General features: G+C 67.7%; 17 protein-coding genes. 1 reads left to right on the top strand and 16 read right to left on the bottom strand.

Translation table 11 applies throughout. From position 1 onward, the window contains the following. Position 1 precedes the first annotated feature (1 nt). The 12 genes from ACVBD7_RS05815 to ACVBD7_RS05760 form a co-directional block, all read right to left on the bottom strand. Complete coding sequence (locus tag ACVBD7_RS05815) at positions 2-889, bottom strand: phosphatidate cytidylyltransferase (protein WP_458096554.1); 888 nt, start codon at positions 887-889, stop codon at positions 2-4. Next, positions 889-1,638 (bottom strand): polyprenyl diphosphate synthase, encoded by a 750-nt coding sequence (uppS, locus tag ACVBD7_RS05810; protein WP_458096553.1) that lies wholly within the window; start codon positions 1,636-1,638, stop codon positions 889-891. The genes ACVBD7_RS05815 and uppS overlap by 1 nt, the downstream gene beginning before the upstream one ends. Before the next feature lie 26 nt (positions 1,639-1,664). After that, the gene (gene frr / locus ACVBD7_RS05805) at positions 1,665-2,237 is read right to left on the bottom strand and encodes a ribosome recycling factor (protein WP_458096552.1); all 573 of its coding nucleotides are present in this window, start codon (positions 2,235-2,237) and stop codon (positions 1,665-1,667) included. Positions 2,238-2,247: 10 nt separating this feature from the next. Continuing rightward, positions 2,248-2,967, bottom strand: a complete 720-nt coding sequence (gene pyrH / locus ACVBD7_RS05800) for a UMP kinase (RefSeq protein ID WP_458096551.1) — start codon at positions 2,965-2,967, stop codon at positions 2,248-2,250. Between the two features lie 161 nt (positions 2,968-3,128). Further along, entirely contained in the window at positions 3,129-4,043 is a 915-nt protein-coding gene (tsf, locus tag ACVBD7_RS05795) for a translation elongation factor Ts (protein WP_458096550.1), read from the bottom strand. Between the two features lie 152 nt (positions 4,044-4,195). Beyond that, a complete protein-coding gene (gene rpsB, locus ACVBD7_RS05790; protein ID WP_458096549.1) occupies positions 4,196-5,122 on the bottom strand; it encodes a 30S ribosomal protein S2 in 927 nt (308 codons plus the stop codon). Positions 5,123-5,349: 227 nt separating this feature from the next. Next, positions 5,350-5,904, bottom strand: coding sequence for a hypothetical protein (locus tag ACVBD7_RS05785; RefSeq protein ID WP_458096548.1), 555 nt, complete (start codon positions 5,902-5,904; stop codon positions 5,350-5,352). Between the two features lie 111 nt (positions 5,905-6,015). Continuing rightward, positions 6,016-9,462, bottom strand: a complete 3,447-nt coding sequence (gene dnaE, locus ACVBD7_RS05780; protein ID WP_458096547.1) for a DNA polymerase III subunit alpha — start codon at positions 9,460-9,462, stop codon at positions 6,016-6,018. Positions 9,463-9,538: 76 nt separating this feature from the next. Further along, a complete protein-coding gene (locus tag ACVBD7_RS05775; RefSeq protein WP_458096546.1) occupies positions 9,539-10,219 on the bottom strand; it encodes an ABC transporter ATP-binding protein in 681 nt (226 codons plus the stop codon). Beyond that, the gene (locus ACVBD7_RS05770; protein WP_458097643.1) at positions 10,212-11,465 is read right to left on the bottom strand and encodes a lipoprotein-releasing ABC transporter permease subunit; all 1,254 of its coding nucleotides are present in this window, start codon (positions 11,463-11,465) and stop codon (positions 10,212-10,214) included. The genes ACVBD7_RS05775 and ACVBD7_RS05770 overlap by 8 nt, the downstream gene beginning before the upstream one ends. Next, a complete protein-coding gene (gene proS / locus ACVBD7_RS05765) occupies positions 11,465-12,781 on the bottom strand; it encodes a proline--tRNA ligase (RefSeq protein ID WP_458096545.1) in 1,317 nt (438 codons plus the stop codon). Before proS ends, ACVBD7_RS05770 begins: the two co-directional genes overlap by 1 nt. Before the next feature lie 316 nt (positions 12,782-13,097). Continuing rightward, positions 13,098-13,361, bottom strand: a complete 264-nt coding sequence (locus ACVBD7_RS05760; RefSeq protein ID WP_458096544.1) for a DUF1467 family protein — start codon at positions 13,359-13,361, stop codon at positions 13,098-13,100. A 94-nt stretch (positions 13,362-13,455) separates the two neighbouring features. On the opposite strand from ACVBD7_RS05760, the gene ACVBD7_RS05755 reads away from it, so the two are divergent. Continuing rightward, the gene (locus tag ACVBD7_RS05755; protein WP_458096543.1) at positions 13,456-13,740 is read left to right on the top strand and encodes a hypothetical protein; all 285 of its coding nucleotides are present in this window, start codon (positions 13,456-13,458) and stop codon (positions 13,738-13,740) included. 18 nt (positions 13,741-13,758) lie between these two features. Here the strand turns inward: ACVBD7_RS05755 and ACVBD7_RS05750 are convergent, their stop codons facing one another. Genes ACVBD7_RS05750 through nuoN form a run of 4 tightly spaced genes read right to left on the bottom strand, consistent with a single transcriptional unit; the run spans position 13,759 to position 18,395 of the window. Next, positions 13,759-15,411 carry a ribonuclease J gene (locus ACVBD7_RS05750; RefSeq protein WP_458096542.1) on the bottom strand — a complete coding sequence of 551 codons (1,653 nt, stop codon included), beginning with the start codon at positions 15,409-15,411 and terminating at the stop codon, positions 13,759-13,761. Further along, the gene (locus ACVBD7_RS05745; RefSeq protein ID WP_458096541.1) at positions 15,408-16,229 is read right to left on the bottom strand and encodes a type III pantothenate kinase; all 822 of its coding nucleotides are present in this window, start codon (positions 16,227-16,229) and stop codon (positions 15,408-15,410) included. Before ACVBD7_RS05745 ends, ACVBD7_RS05750 begins: the two co-directional genes overlap by 4 nt. Before the next feature lie 22 nt (positions 16,230-16,251). Beyond that, the gene (locus tag ACVBD7_RS05740; protein WP_458096540.1) at positions 16,252-16,977 is read right to left on the bottom strand and encodes a biotin--[acetyl-CoA-carboxylase] ligase; all 726 of its coding nucleotides are present in this window, start codon (positions 16,975-16,977) and stop codon (positions 16,252-16,254) included. Beyond that, on the bottom strand, positions 16,974-18,395 hold the full coding sequence (nuoN, locus tag ACVBD7_RS05735; protein ID WP_458096539.1) for an NADH-quinone oxidoreductase subunit NuoN: 1,422 nt from the start codon (positions 18,393-18,395) through the stop codon (positions 16,974-16,976). The genes ACVBD7_RS05740 and nuoN overlap by 4 nt, the downstream gene beginning before the upstream one ends.

Below are 18,395 nucleotides of genomic sequence, written 5' to 3'. Positions count from 1 at the left end.
GCTACCGCCAGAGCGCGCCGCCATATCCGATGAGCAGCGCAAGGATCATCGCGGCGGGGGCGGCGGCGAGCAGCCCGTCCAGCCGGTCCAGCAATCCGCCGTGGCCGGGGATAAGGCTGGAGGTGTCCTTCACCTTGAAGTGCCGCTTGATGCCGGATTCGAGGAGGTCGCCGGCCTGGGTGGCGACCGCCAGCACCGCGGCCACGGCGGCTGCGCGCCAGGCATCGCCAGGCGCGAGCTGCAGCGCCGCGAAGGCACCAATGCCCATGGCCAGCAGCAGGCCGCCGAGTGCGCCTGACCAGGTTTTCGCCGGTGAGACTTGCGGCATGAGCAGCGGCCCGCCGAACGCCCGGCCGGCCAGATAGGCGCCGATATCGCTGGCCCAGACGACGAGGAGCAGAAAGAGCAGGTTGTCACGCCCGGCCTCGTTCTCGTGCCGGAGCTCGATCAGGCAGAGGCAGCCCACACCAATATAGAGCACGCCGAGGGCAAGGCGCAGCGCCGGCTGTCCCGGCCGGTCCCGCCCGCGGAGGCGCTCGGCCCAGGCCCAGGTCAGCAGGAATCCACCCACCAGCACGAGCCAAGAGGCCAGCGGACGTTCCGCCACGGCCAGCGCGCCCGCCACAAACACCGCAACCGGCACCCCGGCCCCCGGCAGCCGCGCCGTTCGCAGCCCGCAGAGGTGCACCCATTCCCAGGTGAGCACTGCGGCGCCGATGGCGAGAAGAAGGGTGTAGGCGTTGGCCCCGAGCCAGACACAGAGGAGTGCCGTTGGCCCAAGGACAATGGCGGAAAGGAAGCGCTTGCGGAGATCACGCCAGTTCTTGTCGGGGCGCGGCACCGGGACGTCAGACGCACCCTGGGAGGTGCTGGTGAGGCCTGAAGGCATCAACCGGTCCGCGCCCCGAAGCGACGGTCGCGCCGGTGGTACTCGGCAATGGCCTCGCGCAGATGCCCGGCGTCATAATCCGGCCAGAGCACGGGCTGGAAGACCAGCTCGGCATATGCAGCCTGCCAGAGCAGGAAGTTCGAGATCCGCTGCTCGCCAGAGGTCCGTATAATGAGGTCGGGATCCGGCATTCCGGCGGTCTCTAGGCCGGCGGCGAAGGAGGCCTCGTCGATCGATCTGGGGTCGATTTCGCCCGCGACGGCGCGCAGGGCGAGGTCCCGGGCGGCCTTGGCGATCTCGGCCCGGCCTCCGTAGGAAAGCGCCACGTTCAGGTTGATGCGGGCGTTGCCCGAGGTCGCAGCCTCGGCCCGCTCGATCTCGGCCATCATGCCCGGGCCGAAGGCGGCACGGTCGCCGATAACCCGGAGCCGAACACCCTTCTCGACGAGCTGGGCCAGCTCGTGGCGGAGATAGTGGCGCATCAGCCCGGTCAGGTCGCGCACCTCATCGGCCGGACGGCGCCAGTTCTCGCTACTGAAGGCGAACAGGGTCAGCCAGGTCACGCCCTGCTCGGCTGCAGCTTCCACCGCGCGCCGCGTCGCCTCTGCCCCGGCCTTGTGGCCGAGCGCGCGCGGCACGCCGCGAGCCGCGGCCCAGCGTCCGTTTCCATCCATGATGATCCCCACATGGACGGGGGCCGGGGGCATGGTGCCCCCGGTCTTCAGGACAGGCTGGGTTGCGGCGCTCATGGGCCAGGCTCTGGGGTATGGACGGCTCAGACGGCCCTGATGTCCTTGTCCTTCTCAGCCAGCAGCACATCCACCTTTTTGACGTACTCATCGGTCAGCTTCTGCACGTCATCCGACCAGCGCTTGGCATCGTCCTTCGAGATCTCGGACTTGGTCTCCCAGCCCTTGATCTGCTCCATCCCGTCGCGGCGCACGCCGCGGATGGAGACCTTGTTCGCCTCGGCATATTTGGCGGCCTGCTTGGCCAAGTCGTTGCGGCGCTCCTGGGTAAGCGGCGGCAACGGTACGCGGATGACCTGGCCTTCGGCCTGCGGGTTCAGGCCAAGATTGGCATCGCGGATAGCGACTTCCACAGCCTTTGTGACCGACTTGTCCCAGACCTGCACCGAGAGCAGGCCAGGCCCGGCAACGGAGATGTTGGCCACCTGGCTCAGCGGCTGGTTGGTGCCATAGGCCTCGACGCGGATCGGCTCCAGCAGCGCAGGGCTGGCCCGGCCGGTGCGGAGGCCGGAGAACTCCTTGCGGAGCGTCTCCAGCGCACCGTCCATGCGGCGCACGAGATCCTTGCGGAGATCAGGGAATTCGGGTGGGGCGGCCATGGCGTGTCCCTCAGCTCTCGTGAACCGTGGTGAACTTGCCCTCGCCCTTCATGACGGCGGTGAAGGCACCGGGTTCGTGGATGTTGAAGACGATGATGGGCAGCTTATTCTCGCGAGCGAGCGAAATTGCGGCAGCGTCCATGACCGCAAGATCCCGCGCCAGCATGTCCAGATAGGTGAGCGCCTCATAGCGCTCGGCCAGCGGATCCTTGCGAGGATCGGCGGTGTAGACGCCGTCCACCTGGGTGCCCTTGAGCAGCGCGTCGCAGCCCATCTCGGCGGCGCGGAGCGCGGCCGCCGTATCAGTGGTGAAGAACGGATTTCCCGTACCGGCGGCGAAGATCACCACCCGGCCCTTCTCCATGTGCCGCACCGCGCGGCGGCGGATGAATGGCTCGCAAAGGCTAGCCATGGGAATGGCTGATTGCACGCGGACAGGCACCCCGGCCTTTTCCAGCGCATTTTGCATGGCCAGCGCGTTGATGACGGTGGCCAGCATGCCCATGCCATCGGCCTGGGCGCGATCCATCCCGGCAGCGGCGCCGGAGACGCCGCGGAAGATGTTGCCGCCGCCGATCACGAGGCTGACCTGGATGCCCAACTGGGTCACCGACGCCACGTCCTCGGCGATTGCGTTCACTGTGTGGCCGTCCAGCCCATAGGAACCGACGCCCATCAGGGCCTCGCCAGAAACCTTCAACAGGACGCGCTTGTAGCGGGGCGTGGTCATTCTCGGCGGCGGTCCCGGGGCTGGCGACGTTAATCAGGGCCGCTGGTCCGGGCAAGATGCCGGGCCAGGGGCGAAACCGCCGGGCGCGCGTGCGTCCGGCGGCAGTCAGGGTCTTCCGGCCAGACGGGGCAGACGACCCCGCCAAGCCGTGAAAGGCTGGATCAGGCGGCCGTACCGGCGGCCGCTGCGACCTCCGCGGCGAAGTCGGTCGTCTCCTTCTCGATGCCCTCGCCCAGCTGGAAGCGGGCGAAGCCCACCAGCGTGGCGCCGGCCTTCTGGACAACGGCCTTCACGCGGCTCTCGCCGTCATGCACCCAGACCTGCTCCAGCAGCACCACTTCCTCGTAGTACTTGCGGATGCGGCCCTCGACCATCTTCTCGATGACCGCGGGGGGCTTGCCGGAGGCCTGAGCCTGCTCGGTCAGCACCGCGCGCTCGCGGTCCAGCGCGGAGCTGTCCACGGCGGAGACGTCGAGCGCCTCGGGGCGGGTCGCGGCGACATGCATGCCGATCTGGCGGCCGAGCGTCAGCACGGCATCGCCGCCATCGACGGCCTCGAGCGCTGCCAGCACGCCGATCTTGCCCAGGCCCGGCTTCACCGCGCTGTGGACATAGGTGGCGACGGCGCCAGAGCCGACCGCGAACACCTTGGCGCGGCGGATCGTCATGTTCTCGCCGATCGTGGCAATCAGGCGGGTCAGCTCCTCGGCCACCGTGTGCCCGGCGCCGGGATACTGGGCGGCCTTCAGCCCTTCTACATCCTCGCCGGCCTCGAGCGCGATCTTGGCAACCGTCTCGACGAAGCCCTGGAACTGCTCGTTGCGGGCCACGAAGTCCGTCTCGGCATTCACCTCAACCATCGAGGCCTTGGTGCCGGAGGAGGCGACGCCGATCAGGCCTTCGGCGGCCACGCGGCCGGACTTCTTGGCGGCGGAGGACAAGCCCTTCTTGCGGAGCCAGTCGATCGCGGCCTCAGAGTCGCCGTTGCTCTCCACCAGGGCCTTCTTGACGTCCATCATGCCCGCGCCGGTCTTCTCGCGCAGGTCGCGGACCATGGCTGCCGTGATCTCGGCCATCTCTGTCTTCCCGTCTCTTGGCGCGGGGCATCCCCGGGGCGGCCCCCGGGCGATCCTGCCGCCGCTGTATGCGACACGCCGGGGCGGCAAGGCCACCCCGGCGCGTTCAGGTCATTGCGAGCCGGCCGGCCGAAGCCGCCCGGAGCCCGGCGTCACGAACCGGCGTTGTTGCCGTCGTCGCGGTTGTTCTGGACCATCTGCTCCATGCTCTCCGTGTCCACGCCCGCGGTCGGGGAGGACTGGACGGCACCCTCAAGCACCGGAACATCGGCCACCTCGGCCCCGCCCAGCGTCTCGGGCACGGCGCCCGCGCCCGGCAGGCCGCTGTCGTCCGGCAGCACGTCGACCGGCAGGTCGGCCTGCGCGCCGACATCGATGCCGGAGTTGGACAGCTCGGCGGAGATGCCGTCGAACACGGCCGCAGCCATCATGTCGCAGTACAGGTTAATGGCGCGAATGGCGTCGTCATTGCCCGGGATCGGGAAGGCGACGCCCGAGGGGTCGGCGTTGGAGTCGCAGACGGCGATCACGGGGATGCCGAGCTTGTTGGCCTCCTCGATCGCCAGCTTCTCCTTGATCGTGTCGATCACGAAGATCAGGTCGGGCAGGCCGCCCATCTCGCGGATGCCGCCGAGCGCGCGGTCGAGCTTCTCACGCTCGCGGGTCAGCATCAGGATCTCCTTCTTGGTGAGACCCTGGGTGTTGCCGCCGAGCTGCTCATCCATCTGCTTCAGGCGCTTGATGGAGCCGGTGATGGTCTTCCAGTTGGTGAGCATGCCGCCCAGCCAGCGGTGGTTGACGTAGTACTGGCCGCAGCGGGTCGCGGCCTCGGCCACGTAGTCCGCCGCTGCCTTCTTCGTGCCCACGAAGAGCACGCGGCCACCACCGGCCACCACGTTGCGGACGGTGCGCAGCGCGCTGTCCATCAGGGGTACGGTCTGCTGCAGGTCCAGGATATGCACCTGGTTGCGCACGCCGAAAATGTAGGGGGCCATCTTCGGGTTCCACCGACGGGTGTGGTGGCCGAAATGGACGCCGGCCTCGAGCAGGCCGCGCAGGGTAACCTCGGGCATCGCCATGTGGCGGTTCCTTCCTTCCGATTGGATCCGGTTGGGCCTCCGCGGTGCTGTGCTCCCGGATGGGAGACCGGACCCTGCCGCTTATCTCGGAAGGGCGCACCGCGTGCGGATTTGCCGGCCGCGGAAAGGCTCCGCGTCCGGCGCGCGCGATATGGCATGGTGAGCCGGTCGGGGCAAGGGTTTCCCGCAGCCCCGGGGCTTCTTGCCCGGGGCCGCGGGCGCCAGAATCAGGCGAAAGCGGCTTCCAGCCGTCCCAGCACCGCCTCTTCGTCACCGGAGACGCTGCGCGTCAGACCGAGGAAGCTGCCGGTCGCTTCCGCCACCTGCCGAGCGCGGCCGAGAAGTTGCGGACGCAGCCCGGCGCGCTGCTCGGCCGGAAGGGCGCGGACATAGTCGGTCCAGGCGGCGAGGAGCGCGGGCGGCGGTGCCTCGGCCAGCCAGCCCTGGAGCAACGCGTGGCCGGGGGCGCCGGGCGCCAGGCCGGATTCACTTGCGGCCGAGAGGATGGCCTGGCGCTCCTTCGGATCGAGGCTGCCATCCGCCCAGGCCACGGCGACCAGCGGCACAAGGGTCAGGGCAGCGACTGTGCCGCTGCCGAAGCCGAGCGAGGCCAGCCGGTCCAGCACCGCCTCGTCCTGCAGGCCAGAAGCCTCGGCCAGCCGCTCCCGCTCCGAGCGAGACGGATCGGCGGTGTGCATGCGGCGGATCAGCTCGCTGTCCTGGCGCGCGAAGAAGGCATCCTCGAGGGCGCGCCGGCGATCGTCCAGCTGGTCATGGCTCATGGCGTCTCTCCTGTTCGGCCCCGGGCCGGGGCGGCCGGGTTAGATGGGTTCTCACCGTGCCATGATCCAGCATGGACGCCGGGCCGGTCCACCCGCTCCCGGGGGTGCCGGTCAGGCCGCCTCCACCGCTTCCACGCCGGGGATCACCTTCAACGCCTGCGCCAGGCGGGGCGAAACGTTCCAGCGGCCGGGCAGCTGCAGTTCCACCTCCTGCCCCGGGCCGGTGCGGGGGATGAGGATGACCTCGCCCTTCCCCCGGCCCTCGCGCTCCAGCAGGGCGCGCAACGGCTCGAGCGCCTCCATCTGGGCAATCTCGATCCGCAGTCCGGCGCCGACGGATTGCGCGGCGCGCTCCAGCGGCTCGCAATCCAGCGCGGTCAATCGAACCGCCTCGCCATCGGCCTTCACCTCGGCGGTGAACATCACCGCATTCCCTTCCCCCAGCATGTCCCGGCACTTGCCGAGGATCTCGGAAAAGCAGGTGATCTCGGTGCTGCCGGAGGCGTCGGAGATGCGGACCCAGGCCATGCGGCTGCCGGTCTTTGTCGTCCGCTCCTTCGTGCCGATGATGGTGCCGGCGAGCTTGAGTCGGCCCGCGCCGGCCTGGGCGCGCTCGGTCATCTTGGCAATCGGGCAGACATTCAGCTTCCGCAGGACATCCTTGTACTCGTCCAGCGGGTGGGCGGAGAGGTGGAAGCCGATCGCATCCGCCTCCTGGGAGAGCTTGTCCAGCTGCGGCCAGTCCGGCATCTCGCGCATCCGCAGCGGAGGCGTGTCGGTCGCGGCACCGGGCAGGCCGAACAGGCCGATCTGGGCGCTGCTGCGGTCCTCGGCGGCGGCCTGGGCGCGGCGGATGATCTGCTCGGCACCCTCCGTGACGCGGGCGCGGTTGGCGTCCAGCGCCTCGAAGGCGCCGGCGCGGGCCAGGTTCTCGACCTGCATCTTGTTCAGCAGTTTCGGGTCGACGCGGTCCGCGAAGTCGGTGAGCGACTTGAAGGGGCCGCCCGCCTTCCGCGCGCGCACGAGGTCCTGCATGGCGCCCAACCCCACGCGCTTCACCGCGGCCAGGGCGAAGCGGATGACTCGGATGCCATCCTCACGGATTTCCACCGCGAACTCGGCGTCGCTGCGGTTCACATCCGGCGGCAACACCTTGATGCCGAGGCGCGACGCCTCCGACAGGTGGGAGGCGAGCTTGTCCGTGTTCGTCATGTCGAGCGACATGATGGCGGCAAGGAACTCGGCGGGGTGCTTCGCCTTAAGATAGGCGGTCTGGTAGGAGATGAGCGCGTAGGCAGCGGCGTGGGACTTGTTGAAGCCGTACTCCGCGAAGCGCTCCATCAGGTCGAAGATCTCGCCGGCCTTGTCGTCCGGGATGCCCTTGCCCGTCGCGCCCTCGACGAAGATCGCGCGCTGCGCCTGCATCTCCGAGCGGATCTTCTTGCCCATCGCGCGGCGCAGCATGTCGGCGCCGCCGAGCGAGTAGCCCGCCAGCTCCTGGCTGATCTGCATCACCTGCTCCTGGTAGACCAGGATGCCGTAGGTCTCCTCCACCAGGGCCCGCATCGCGGGATGCACGGGTTCCCAGGCCTGGCCGTGCTTCCTCGCGCAATAGGCGGGGATGTTGGCCATCGGGCCCGGCCGGTAGAGCGACACCGCCGCGATCAGGTCCTCGAAGCGGTCCGGTCGCATCATGCGCAGGACGTCGCGCATGCCCTGGCTTTCGAACTGGAACACCCCGGCCGCGTCGCCCTTGGCGAGCATCGCGTAGGTGTCCGCGTCGTCGAGCGGGATGGCAGTGATGTCGATGACGGTGCCTTGGGCCGCCAGCAGGTCCAGCGCGCGCTGGATCACGGTGAGCGTCTTCAGCCCCAGGAAGTCGAACTTTACCAGCGACGCGCTCTCGACGTATTTCATCGAGTACTGCGTCACCAACATCTCGCTGCGCGGATCGCGGTAGAGCGGCACGATGTCGATCAGCGGGCGGCGCCCGATCACCACGCCGGCGGCATGGGTGGATGCGTTGCGGTACAGCCCTTCTAGCTGCAGCGCCGTCTGCATCAGGCGATCGACATTCTCGTCCGTCTCGCGCATCTCGCGCAGCTTCGGCTCGCCATCCAGCGCCTCTTGCAGGGTGGGCGGCTTGGCGGCGTTGAAGGGAATCAGCTCGGCGATCCGGTTCACCTGGCCGAAGGGCATGCCCATCACGCGCCCGACGTCGCGCACCACTGCCTTGGCCTGCAGCCGGCCGAAGGTGATGATCTGGCCGACGCGATCCTCGCCGTATTCGCGGCGAACATACTGGATCACCTCCTCCCGCCGGTCCTGGCAGAAGTCGATGTCGAAGTCCGGCATCGAGACGCGCTCGGGGTTCAGGAAGCGCTCGAAGAGCAGTCCGAAGCGCAGCGGATCAAGATCCGTGATGAGCAGCGCCCAGGCGGCGACCGACCCCGCACCCGAACCACGGCCGGGGCCTACGGGGATGTCGTGCTCTTTCGCCCACTGGATGAAGTCGGCCACGATCAGGAAGTAACCGGAGAAGCCCATCTTCTCGATGACCGAGAGCTCGAATTCCAGGCGATCGCGGTACTCGGGCCGCTTCTCCTCGGGCGTCCCCTGCGCATTCAGGCGCCCCTCCAGCCCGCGGCGGGCCATGTCGCGCACGGTCTCGGCCTCGGTCATTCCCTCCCCAACCTTGGGGCAGATCGGCAGCTCAGGCTTCTTGTTCTCCGCCATGACGGCGCAGCGGCGCGCGATGGCGAGGGTGTTGTCGCAGGCCTCCGGCAGGTCCTTGAACAGGGCACGCATCGCGGCAGGCGGCTTGAACCAGTGATTGGCCGTCAGCCGGCGCCGGTCCGGCTCGGCAAGTGTGCGTCCCTCGGCGATGCAGAGCAGCGCGTCATGCGCCTCGTGCGCGGCCGCATTGGCAAAGTACACGTCATTCGCGGCAACGATTGGCACCGCGGCCGCATCGGCAATCGCGAGCAGCCCGGGCTCCACCGCACGGTCATGCTCCGTGCCGTGGCGGGTCAGCTCGACGGCCAGGTTGTCGCCATAGGCCTCGCGCAGCGCAGCCAGCAGCGCCTCAGCCATCGGGCGGCGCCCTTCGGCGAGCAGCCGGCCGAGCGGGCCGAGCGTTCCGCCCGTAAGCAGGTAGATGCCGCCGGCATTCTCGCGCAGCTGGTCCAGGTTGATGGCGGGCTTGCCCGAGGGGTCCTCGCCCAGCCAGCCCAGGGACGATAGGCGCTGCAGATTGGCCAGCCCCGCCTTGTCCATGGCCAGGGCCACCACCGGGTCGGGCGGCAGGCGGGCGGCTTCCGGGCGTTCTGGCTCCTTGGCGCGGGCGAGCCAGAGCTGGCAGCCGATGATCGGCTGCACCCCCTCCTTCGTCGCGTAACCGCTGAACTCCAGGGCGCCGAACATGGTGGCCGTGTCGGTGAGCGCCAGCGCCGGCATCCCGGCCTTGCGGGCCAGGCCGGGAAGCTTGTCGGCCTTGATGGCGCCCTCGGCCAGCGAATAGGCGGAGTGGACGTGGAGATGGACGAAGCTGCCGGACATGGGAGGAATATAGGGCGTCCCGTCCCCCGCCGCAGTCCGATTCCGACAGGGCAGGCCGGAACGATTGGCGCCGTGATCAGCCCGGTACGACCATCCCGTCGCGAAGCGTCACTGTCCGATCCATTCGGGCCGCCAGCTCCGGGTTATGCGTGGCAATCAGGGCGGCGAGGCCCCTGCCCCGCACCGCTTCCAGCAGCTCGGCAAAGACCCGGTCTGCCGTGCCGACATCCAGGTTGCCCGTGGGCTCGTCAGCTAGCAGAACCTTCGGAGCATTAGCCAGCGCGCGCGCGATGGCGACGCGCTGCTGCTCGCCGCCCGACAGCCGGCTCGGGCGGTGGTCGCGCCGGTTGTCCAGACCGAAGGTGCCCAGCAGCTCGCGGGCCCGCGTCTCGGCCGCGCGGCGCGGCTTTCCAGCGGCGAGTTGGGGGAGGATCACGTTCTCCTCCGCCGTGAACTCGGGCAGCAGGTGGTGGAACTGGTAGACGAAGCCGATCGTCTCCCGCCGCAGCGCCGTACGGGCATCGTCGTTCAGATTGCCGGAATCGCGGCCCTCGACCAGCACGCGGCCGGTATCGGGCTTCTCCAGCAACCCCGCCACATGCAGCAGGGTGGATTTTCCGGTACCTGAGGGCGCGACCAGGGCCACGATTTCCCCGGCATGCAGATCCAGATCAGCGCCTCTCAGGACGGGCAGTTCCCCGGCCTCGGTGCGGTAGCGGCGCTCGACGCCGCGCAGTGCGAGCACGCCCTCAGCCATTGCGGAGGCCCTCCACAGGGTCGAGCCGCGCGGCACGCCAGGACGGATAGATCGTCGCCAGCAGTGATAGGCCAAGGCCCATTCCGACCACCTGCGCCACCTCCATCGGATTGACCACGGCGGGCAGCTTGGTGAGGAAATAGATCTCCGCGCTGAACAGCTCGGTCCCGGTGAGCGACTGCAGGAACTGCCGGATATTCTCGATGTTCAGGCAGAACACCAGGCCGATGCCGAAGCCGATCAGCGTGCCCGCCACGCCGATGGAAGCACCGGCAAGCAGGAAGATGCGCAGGATGGCGCCGCGCGTGGCGCCCACCGTCCGCAATACCGCGATGTCCCGCCCCTTGTCTTTCACCAGCATGATCAGCGACGAGATGATGTTGAAGGCGGCGACGATGATGATGAGGGTTAGGATGAGGAACATCACGTTCCGTTCCACCTGCACCGCGTTGAAGAAGGACGAATTGGAGTCCTGCCAGTCCAGCACCCGCACCGGCCGGCCCTGCAAGGCCTGGAAGATGGAGCGGGTGGCGTCCCGTACGCGGGTGGGGTCGTTGACGAAGACCTCCACCTGGGTCGCCGCCTCTCGCTGCTGGAAGTAGACCTGCGAGGCTTCGAAAGGCAGGAAGACATAGCTGGAATCGTATTCCTGCATCCCTGCCTCGAACATCGCCACCACCTCATAAGCGCGCAGCCGCGGCACGGTGCCGACGACGGTGGCGCGGCCCTGGGGCGAGACGAGCGTGATGCGCTCGCCGATGCGCAGCCCGAGGCGGCGGGCGAGGCGCGTGCCGATGACGATCGTGTCCTCGCCCCCGAAGCGGGAGAGGTCGCCGGCGCGGATGTTGTTCGCGATCAGCGGCCGGGCGCGCAGGTCCTCCGGCCGGATGCCGCGAGCCAGGCCGCCCGTGGCACCGCCGTTCTCGCTCGTGAACAGCACCTGCCCCTCTACGATCGGTGTGGCGGAGACGATGCCCGGAAGCTGGCGGATGCGGGCGGCGATGTCGTCGAAGTCGCGCAGGCCGGAATTGTCCTGCGCGAAGACGCCGAGATGGCCGTTCAGCCCGAGGATGCGGCCCAGCAGCTCCTGCCGGAAGCCGTTCATCACGGACATGACAATGATCAGCGTCGCCACGCCCAACGCGATCCCGACGAGGGAGAAGATCGCGATGACGGAGACGAAGCGCTCGCCCTTGCGGGCGCGCAAGTACCGGAAGGCGACGGCGCGCTCGAAGGGCGAGAACATCAAGCGATGGTCGCCTTGATCTTGGCCACAGCCTCTTCGAGCGACAGCTCCAGTCGCTCGCCCGTCGCCCGACGCTTCAGCTCGACGATGCCGTTCGCGGCGCCTCGCGGGCCGATGATGGCCTGCCAGGGATAGCCGATCAGGTCGGCATCCGCGAACTTGGCGCCGGCACGCTCGCCGCGGTCGTCATAGACCGCCTCGCCGGCCAGGGCGGCGTAGAGCTGCTCGCAGATCGCATCCGCGGCTGCGTCGCCGGGCTTGAGGTTAAGGATCGCGCAGGCATAGGGCGCCACGGAATCCGGCCAAATGATGCCGTTCTCGTCATGCCCGGCCTCGATGATGGCGGCGAGCAGGCGGGAGACGCCGATCCCATAGGACCCCATCTCCGGCACTACGGGCGTGCCGTCCGGCCCCGAAACCGTCAGCCCCATGGGCTTCGAGTACTTGGTACCGAAGTAGAAGATGTGTCCGACCTCGATGCCGCGCTCGGTCACCTGGGATTCGGCGGGGATGGCATCCCACTCCGCCTCGTCATGCTTCTCGTCCGTCGCGGCGTAGCGGCTGGTCCAGAAATCCACCACGGGAGAGGGATCGCCCGTGCCGGTGGGGTCCTGCGCCAGCACATCGAAGTCCAGCAGGTCCTTGTGCAGGTACACCACGCTCTCGCCCGTCTCGGCGAGGATAATGAATTCGTGGGAGAGGTTGCCACCGATCGGGCCCGTGTCGGCCTGCATCGGGATGGCCTTCAGGCCCATCCGCGCAAAAGTCCGAAGATAGGCGCGGAACATGCGCCGGTAGGATTCGCGCGCGCCCTCGGCGTCGATGTCGAAGGAGTAGGCATCCTTCATAAGGAACTCGCGACCGCGCATCACCCCGAAGCGGGGGCGGATCTCGTCCCGGAACTTCCACTGGATGTGGTAGAGATTGCGCGGCAGGTCGCGGTAGGACTTTGCGTATCCCTTGAAGATGTCGGTGACCATTTCCTCGTTGGTCGGGCCGTAAAGCATCTCCCGGTCATGCCGGTCGGTGATGCGGAGCATCTCCTTCCCGTAGTCGTCGTAGCGGCCGCTTTCCTTCCACAGCTCCGCGGGCTGGATCGTCGGCATGAGGATTTCCTGCGCCCCGGCCAGATCCTGCTCCTGCCGTACGATCTCTGACACCTTGCGCAACACGCGCAGGCCGAGCGGCAGCCAGGCATAAATGCCGGCACTAGTCTGGCGAATGAGGCCGGCCCGTAGCATCAGTCGATGCGAGACGATCTGCGCCTCGGCAGGCGTTTCCTTGAGCGTGGGCAGGAAGGCGCGGGAGAGGCGCAAGGGTGAGAGCTCCGGTCGGGTTCGGGCCGCAACCTAGAGCAAGATGCCGGGGGCGCAATCCGCGCCGATGCCGGCCAACTGCCGCTGCCCATAGCCGGGCCCAAAAAAGAAGGGCCGCCCCGAAGGGACGGCCCGAGTTTAGGGAGGAAACGCCAGTCACACGGCGGAAGAGGAAAAGCCCTCTTCCATGTCCCTAGGATGCTGCACCGCACTGCTGTGCGGAAGGGATTTCTGACCCGAAAACACGCCAAGTAAAGCCAATCCTCCGAACTTTGCCGAAATTTTCCGCAAATTCTGATGAATTTTTGGCAATTGCTCAATCATTGGGCTTCGCAAGCCAGCCGTCACGGAAGGAGAGCCAGTCAGCCCGCACCAATATTTCAATCCCGATCCAAACCAGCGCCGACAGCACGGTCGTCAGGAGCACGACCCGAAGGACCCGGACCTGCCGTGGCGCCCCCCGCCACCCGCCCGCCGCGGGATCCCCGTCTGGCTCGGGATTCACGCCGAGCGGCAGCACAGCAAAGAGCAGCGTCCACCACACCAGAAAGTAGACAACCGTTCCGGTGACCCAGCCCATTCCCATGTCCGTCCCCTCACCTGCCACGCCCGTGCCGTAATCCCGGGGCTGCCTTCAGCGTTCCTGACCCATGACAGCCCCGAGAGGAGACACCATGAAACGCATTCTGGTCCTCGCCGGCATCGCTCTTTCGGCGCTTCCGCTCCTACCCTCCCAGGCCGAGGCTCGCCCGCCCTGGGAGCGGCATGAAGACCGGTGGGAACGCCATGAGCGCCGCGAAGCCTGGCGCGAGGAGCGCTGGCGGCGCGAGCGCTGGCGCGAGGCTCGCCGCCGGGATGAGTGGCGGCGCGAGCGCTACTACCGCCAGCGCGCTTATGGCCCGCCGGTGGCCTATGCCCCGCCCGCGCCAGGAGTCACGCTTCAGCTTAACCTTCGCTGAGCGAAGTGGCCTGCGGGCTCACACCCGCAGGAGATGCAGTTCGACCAGCGGCCGCTTGCGCAGACGGCGGCCAATGGCCTTGCGGAGCGCCGACCGCGCAGCCTCCCGAAGCGCGGAGTCCTCGCGTCGCAGAGGCGCGGGCAGGTCGTTGACCAGCCGGGCGAGGTCGGCCGCGATCTGCAACGGCGCTTCTTCTCCATGTTCGAACAGCCCGGGTGCCGAGACCTGCGGAACGCCGCGCACCCGGCCGTTGTCGTCCACCGCCAGGGAGCCCACGACCACGCCGTTGAACAGCATCCGCCGCCGGGCGCCCAGCACCCCGCCCTCGAGGGGCAGCAGGCGCGAGCCGTCGACGGCCAGCTTGCCGCTCTGCACGCTCTCGGACACCTCGACCGGATCGGGGCCAAGACGGAGCACGTCGCCATCCTCGATCAGATGGGGGATGGAACCGAACTCACGGGCGAGAGCGGCATGCTCCTGCAGGTGCCGCCACTCGCCATGCACGGGCACGGCGTGGCGCGGCTTCACCAGGTCGTAGAGGCGACGCAGCTCATCCTTGGCGGGATGGCCGGAGCAGTGAACCGGATGCTCGGAATCCGGCGTGATGACGCGGCAGCCGGCGCGATAGAGCGCGGCCTCGACGTTCATGATCGCCTTCTCGTTCCCCGGGATCATGCGGGAGGAGAAGATCACCGTGTCTCCTTCGCCCAGCGAGATCTGGGGGTGCGTATCGGCGGCGATCTTCGCGAGTGCCGAGCGGGGCTCGCCCTGGCTGCCCGTGCAGATGATCAGCAGTTCATCATCCGGCAGGTAACCCGCTTCCTCTTCATCGATGAAGGGAGGGAGATCACTGAAATACCCCGTCTCGCGCGCTGCCGCATCCGCATTACGAAGGGACCGGCCGAACAGCGCGACACGACGGCCCGCGGCCATGGCGGCACGCGTAATGGAATCCACGCGGGCAATGTTGGTCGCAAAGCAGGCAACCGCGACGCGGCCCTTGAGGGTTGCGATGAGGTTGGTCAGCGCCACCCGGACATCGGCTTCACTGCCGGAATGCCCGTCCACGAGCGCATTGGTGCTGTCACACACCATGGCGAGCACGCCTTCCTCCCCGAGGGCGGCGAAGGCTGCCTCATCGGTCGGCGGGCCGATCAGCGGGTCGCGGTCCAGCTTCCAGTCGCCCGTGTGCAGCACGATGCCGTGGCGGGTGCGGATGGCCAGTGCCTGGGATTCCGGCACGGAATGGGCGACGCGCAGAAACTGCAGGTCGAAGGCGCCGATCTTCACGCGCGAGGACAGCGGCACGGTGTGCAGCGTCACCTCATGCATCAACCCGGCTTCACCGAGCTTGCGGCGGAGAACCGCGCTTGCAAAAGGGCTGGCGTAGAGCGGGCAACGGAGCAGCGGCCAGAGCGAGGCTACGGCGCCGAGATGGTCCTCATGGGCGTGGGTGATCACCATCCCAACCAGCCGGTCCCGGCGCTCGGCAAGCCAGGCAGGGTCGGGAACCAGGATCTCGGCCTCGGGCGCTTCGGCGCCACCAAAACCGATGCCGCAATCCACCGCCAGGAGCTGCCCGTCCAGCCGATAGACATTGAGGTTCATGCCGATCTCCCCCGTCCCCCCGAGAGGGAGGAAGGCGAGGTCGTCGGTCGTTTCGAAGGTCATTCGTTCTCGTTCTTGAGGGAGTCTGGAAGCGTCGTTCTATGGAAGATGGGGGGTGGATTGCGTGCAGCCAACAGGCGCAGGCCCTCGAGGGTGATATCGGGATCAGTATGTTGAATGACCGTGGTCCCCTCAGCGAACAAGGGGGCAAGGCCACCTGTCGCGATCACCTTCAGGGGACCGCCATGCTCGGCTCGGATACGGGCGACCAAGCCCTCCACCAGCCCCACATAACCCCAGTAGATGCCGGACTGCATGGCAGGCACCGTGTCCCGGCCAATGACTGATTGCGGGCGCCCAATGCCAATCCGTGGGAGGCGGGCGGCGGCGCGGTGGAGTGCCTCGATTGAGAGATTGATGCCCGGCGCGATGATGCCCCCGATATAGGCCCCGTTATCCCCCACCACGTCGAAGGTAGTTGCGGTTCCAAAATCAATGACCACGAGGGGGGCGGTGTAGTGGTAGTGGGCGGCCAGGGCGTTCAGTAGCCGGTCAGCGCCAACCTCCTTGGGTCGGTCTACCAGGATGTCGAAGCCCCACTCCACGCTGCCCGCGCGCGCCACGAGCGGCTCGCAATCGAACCATTCCCGGACGACGCGGCGCAGGTTGTAGAGGGCGGCAGGAACCACCGTACCAAGAGCGCAGTGGGTGATGTCGGAAGGCTTCAGCCCGTTATGGGCGAGCAGCGACAACAACCAGACCGCGTACTCGTCACTGGTACGGTCGTCGCGGGTAGCGATCCGCCAGCGGCCCCGCCACTCGGTCCCGTCATGGACGGCGAAAACGACGTTGGTATTACCGGCATCGATGGCCAGGAGCATGTGGAATCTCCTCTCCGGCCTTCTAGGACTCCACATCCCCGGCCATGATGGTTTCCATGCCGGTTGCAGTGCGAAGAAGCAATCCGCCCGCCGGGTCGAGCCCCGCAAACCTGCCGGAGAGCGGACCATCCGGGGTGGTGACGGTCAGGGCTGCGCCCGGGGAATGACCTCGTTCCAGCCAGGCCGTCCGCACCGGCTCGAAGCCTGTCGCCGCCCGGATAGACCGCCAGTGGTCGATTGCATGGAGGATTGCAGCCGCTGCCGCGTCCGGCTCCATGGCCGGTAGCGGCAGCGCGGCCGTCATCCGGCCCGGTATGGCTGGGGCATGGGCCAGGTTCACCCCAAAGCCGAAGGCCAGCCATTCTAATCTGCCATCTGGACCGAGGCTGGCTTCCGAAAGGATGCCGGCGCATTTAGCCCCGCCGAGCAGCAGGTCGTTCGGCCATTTGAGGGTAAGGCCCGGCCCGGCATGGGGCGCCAGAGCGGAGTGCAGCGCCACGGCGGCAAGAAGGCTCCACTGCGGGACCTCACGCACCGGGATCTTTGGTCGCAGAAGGACGGACAGGTAAAGATTGCCCGGAGGAGACGACCAGGAGCGCCCATGGGTGCCGCGCCCGGCCGTCTGGCGGTGGGCGAGGATGGCGAGGCGTTCCGCCTCCCCCGCCTCGGCCCTCTCGCGCATCACCGCGGCGGTGCTGGGCAGCTGGTCATGGACCAGCAGCCGCCAGCCGGCCGGCGGAGCCCTCACCCCGCCAGCGCCGCCACAGCCGCGGCAGCGGCCGCCACGATCGGCGCGGGGAAGAAGAAGAGCAGCACGTTGAATAGCCCTGAAACCGCCAGCACCATCGAGACCGCGGCCGGACGCGGGTCCAGCGCGCCCTCAGGCGCGTCGAAATACATCACCTTGATGATGCGCAGATAATAGTAGGTGCTGATCACGCTGGTGAGCACGCCAACCGTGGCGAGAATCCAGAACCCTTCCTGTACCGCCGCCAGGAACACGTAGAGCTTCGAGAGGAAGCCCGCGAGTGGCGGGATGCCGGCCATGGAGAACATGAAGATCGCCATGGCCACGCCCATGGCCGGATCCGTCCGCCCGAGACCCGCAAGATCCTCTACCCGCTCCAGCGCGCGGCCCTGTCGCCGCATGGAGACGAGCACCGCAAAGACGCCGGCATTCATGACAAGGTAGATCGCCATGTACAGCATGACGCCGCGCAGACCTTCGGGGGTGGCCACCACCAGGCCGATCAGCGCGTAGCCGACATGACCGATCGAGGAATAGGCCATCAGGCGCTTGATGTTGTTCTGCCGCAGCGCCGCCAGTGACCCGAGTAGCATAGACCCCATCGAGGCCAGCCAGATCACACCCTGCCACTGAGCCGCGAGATCCGCGAAGGGGTCCGCCAGCACCCGCACGAGCAGCGAGACGGCCGCGACCTTCGGCGCCGAGGCGAAGAAGGCGGTTACCGGCGTGGGCGCGCCCTCATAGACGTCTGGCGTCCACATGTGGAAGGGAACAGCCGAGATCTTGAAGGCCAGCGCCGCGACCACAAAGGTCATCCCAACCATCACGCCGAGCGACACGCCTTCCCCGACCGAGACACCCGTGGCGATGGCGGCGAAGTTCGTAGAACCAGTAAAGCCATAGGTCAGGCTCGCGCCGTAGAGATAGATGCCGGAGGCGAGGGCGCCCAGGACGAAGTACTTAAGGCCGGCCTCGGCAGAGCGCGCGTTGTCGCGATCGAAGGCGGCAATGACGTACAGTGAAAGCGAGAGAAGCTCGAGGCCCATATAGAGGGTGATGAGGTCGGAGGCCGAGACCATCACCATCATCCCGATCGTGCTGAACAGCACGAGAATCGGGAACTCGAACCGTGCGATGCCCTGCTTCTCGTTCCAGTCGAGCGCGAGCATCAGCCCGGATGCCGCGCCGAGCAGGATCAGGATCTTGGCAAAACGCGCGAAGCCATCAGAGACGAACTGGCCACCGAAGGCCATGCCGTCAGGCGTGGCCAAAGCAAGGACGGCCGCCAGCAGCAGCACGCCGAGGGTGCCCATGGTGACAGGGAAGGTCATGTCCCGCTTCGGGATCACGCCGACCATCAACAGAACGAGGCCGGCACCCGCGAGCAGGATTTCCGGAAGGGCGAGGGTCCAGTTCAT

The sequence above is a fragment of the Roseomonas sp. WA12 genome (genome assembly GCF_054165765.1).
The sequence above is the reverse complement of the archived record's forward strand: the minus strand, read 5'-3'. Positions and strand labels throughout refer to the sequence as shown.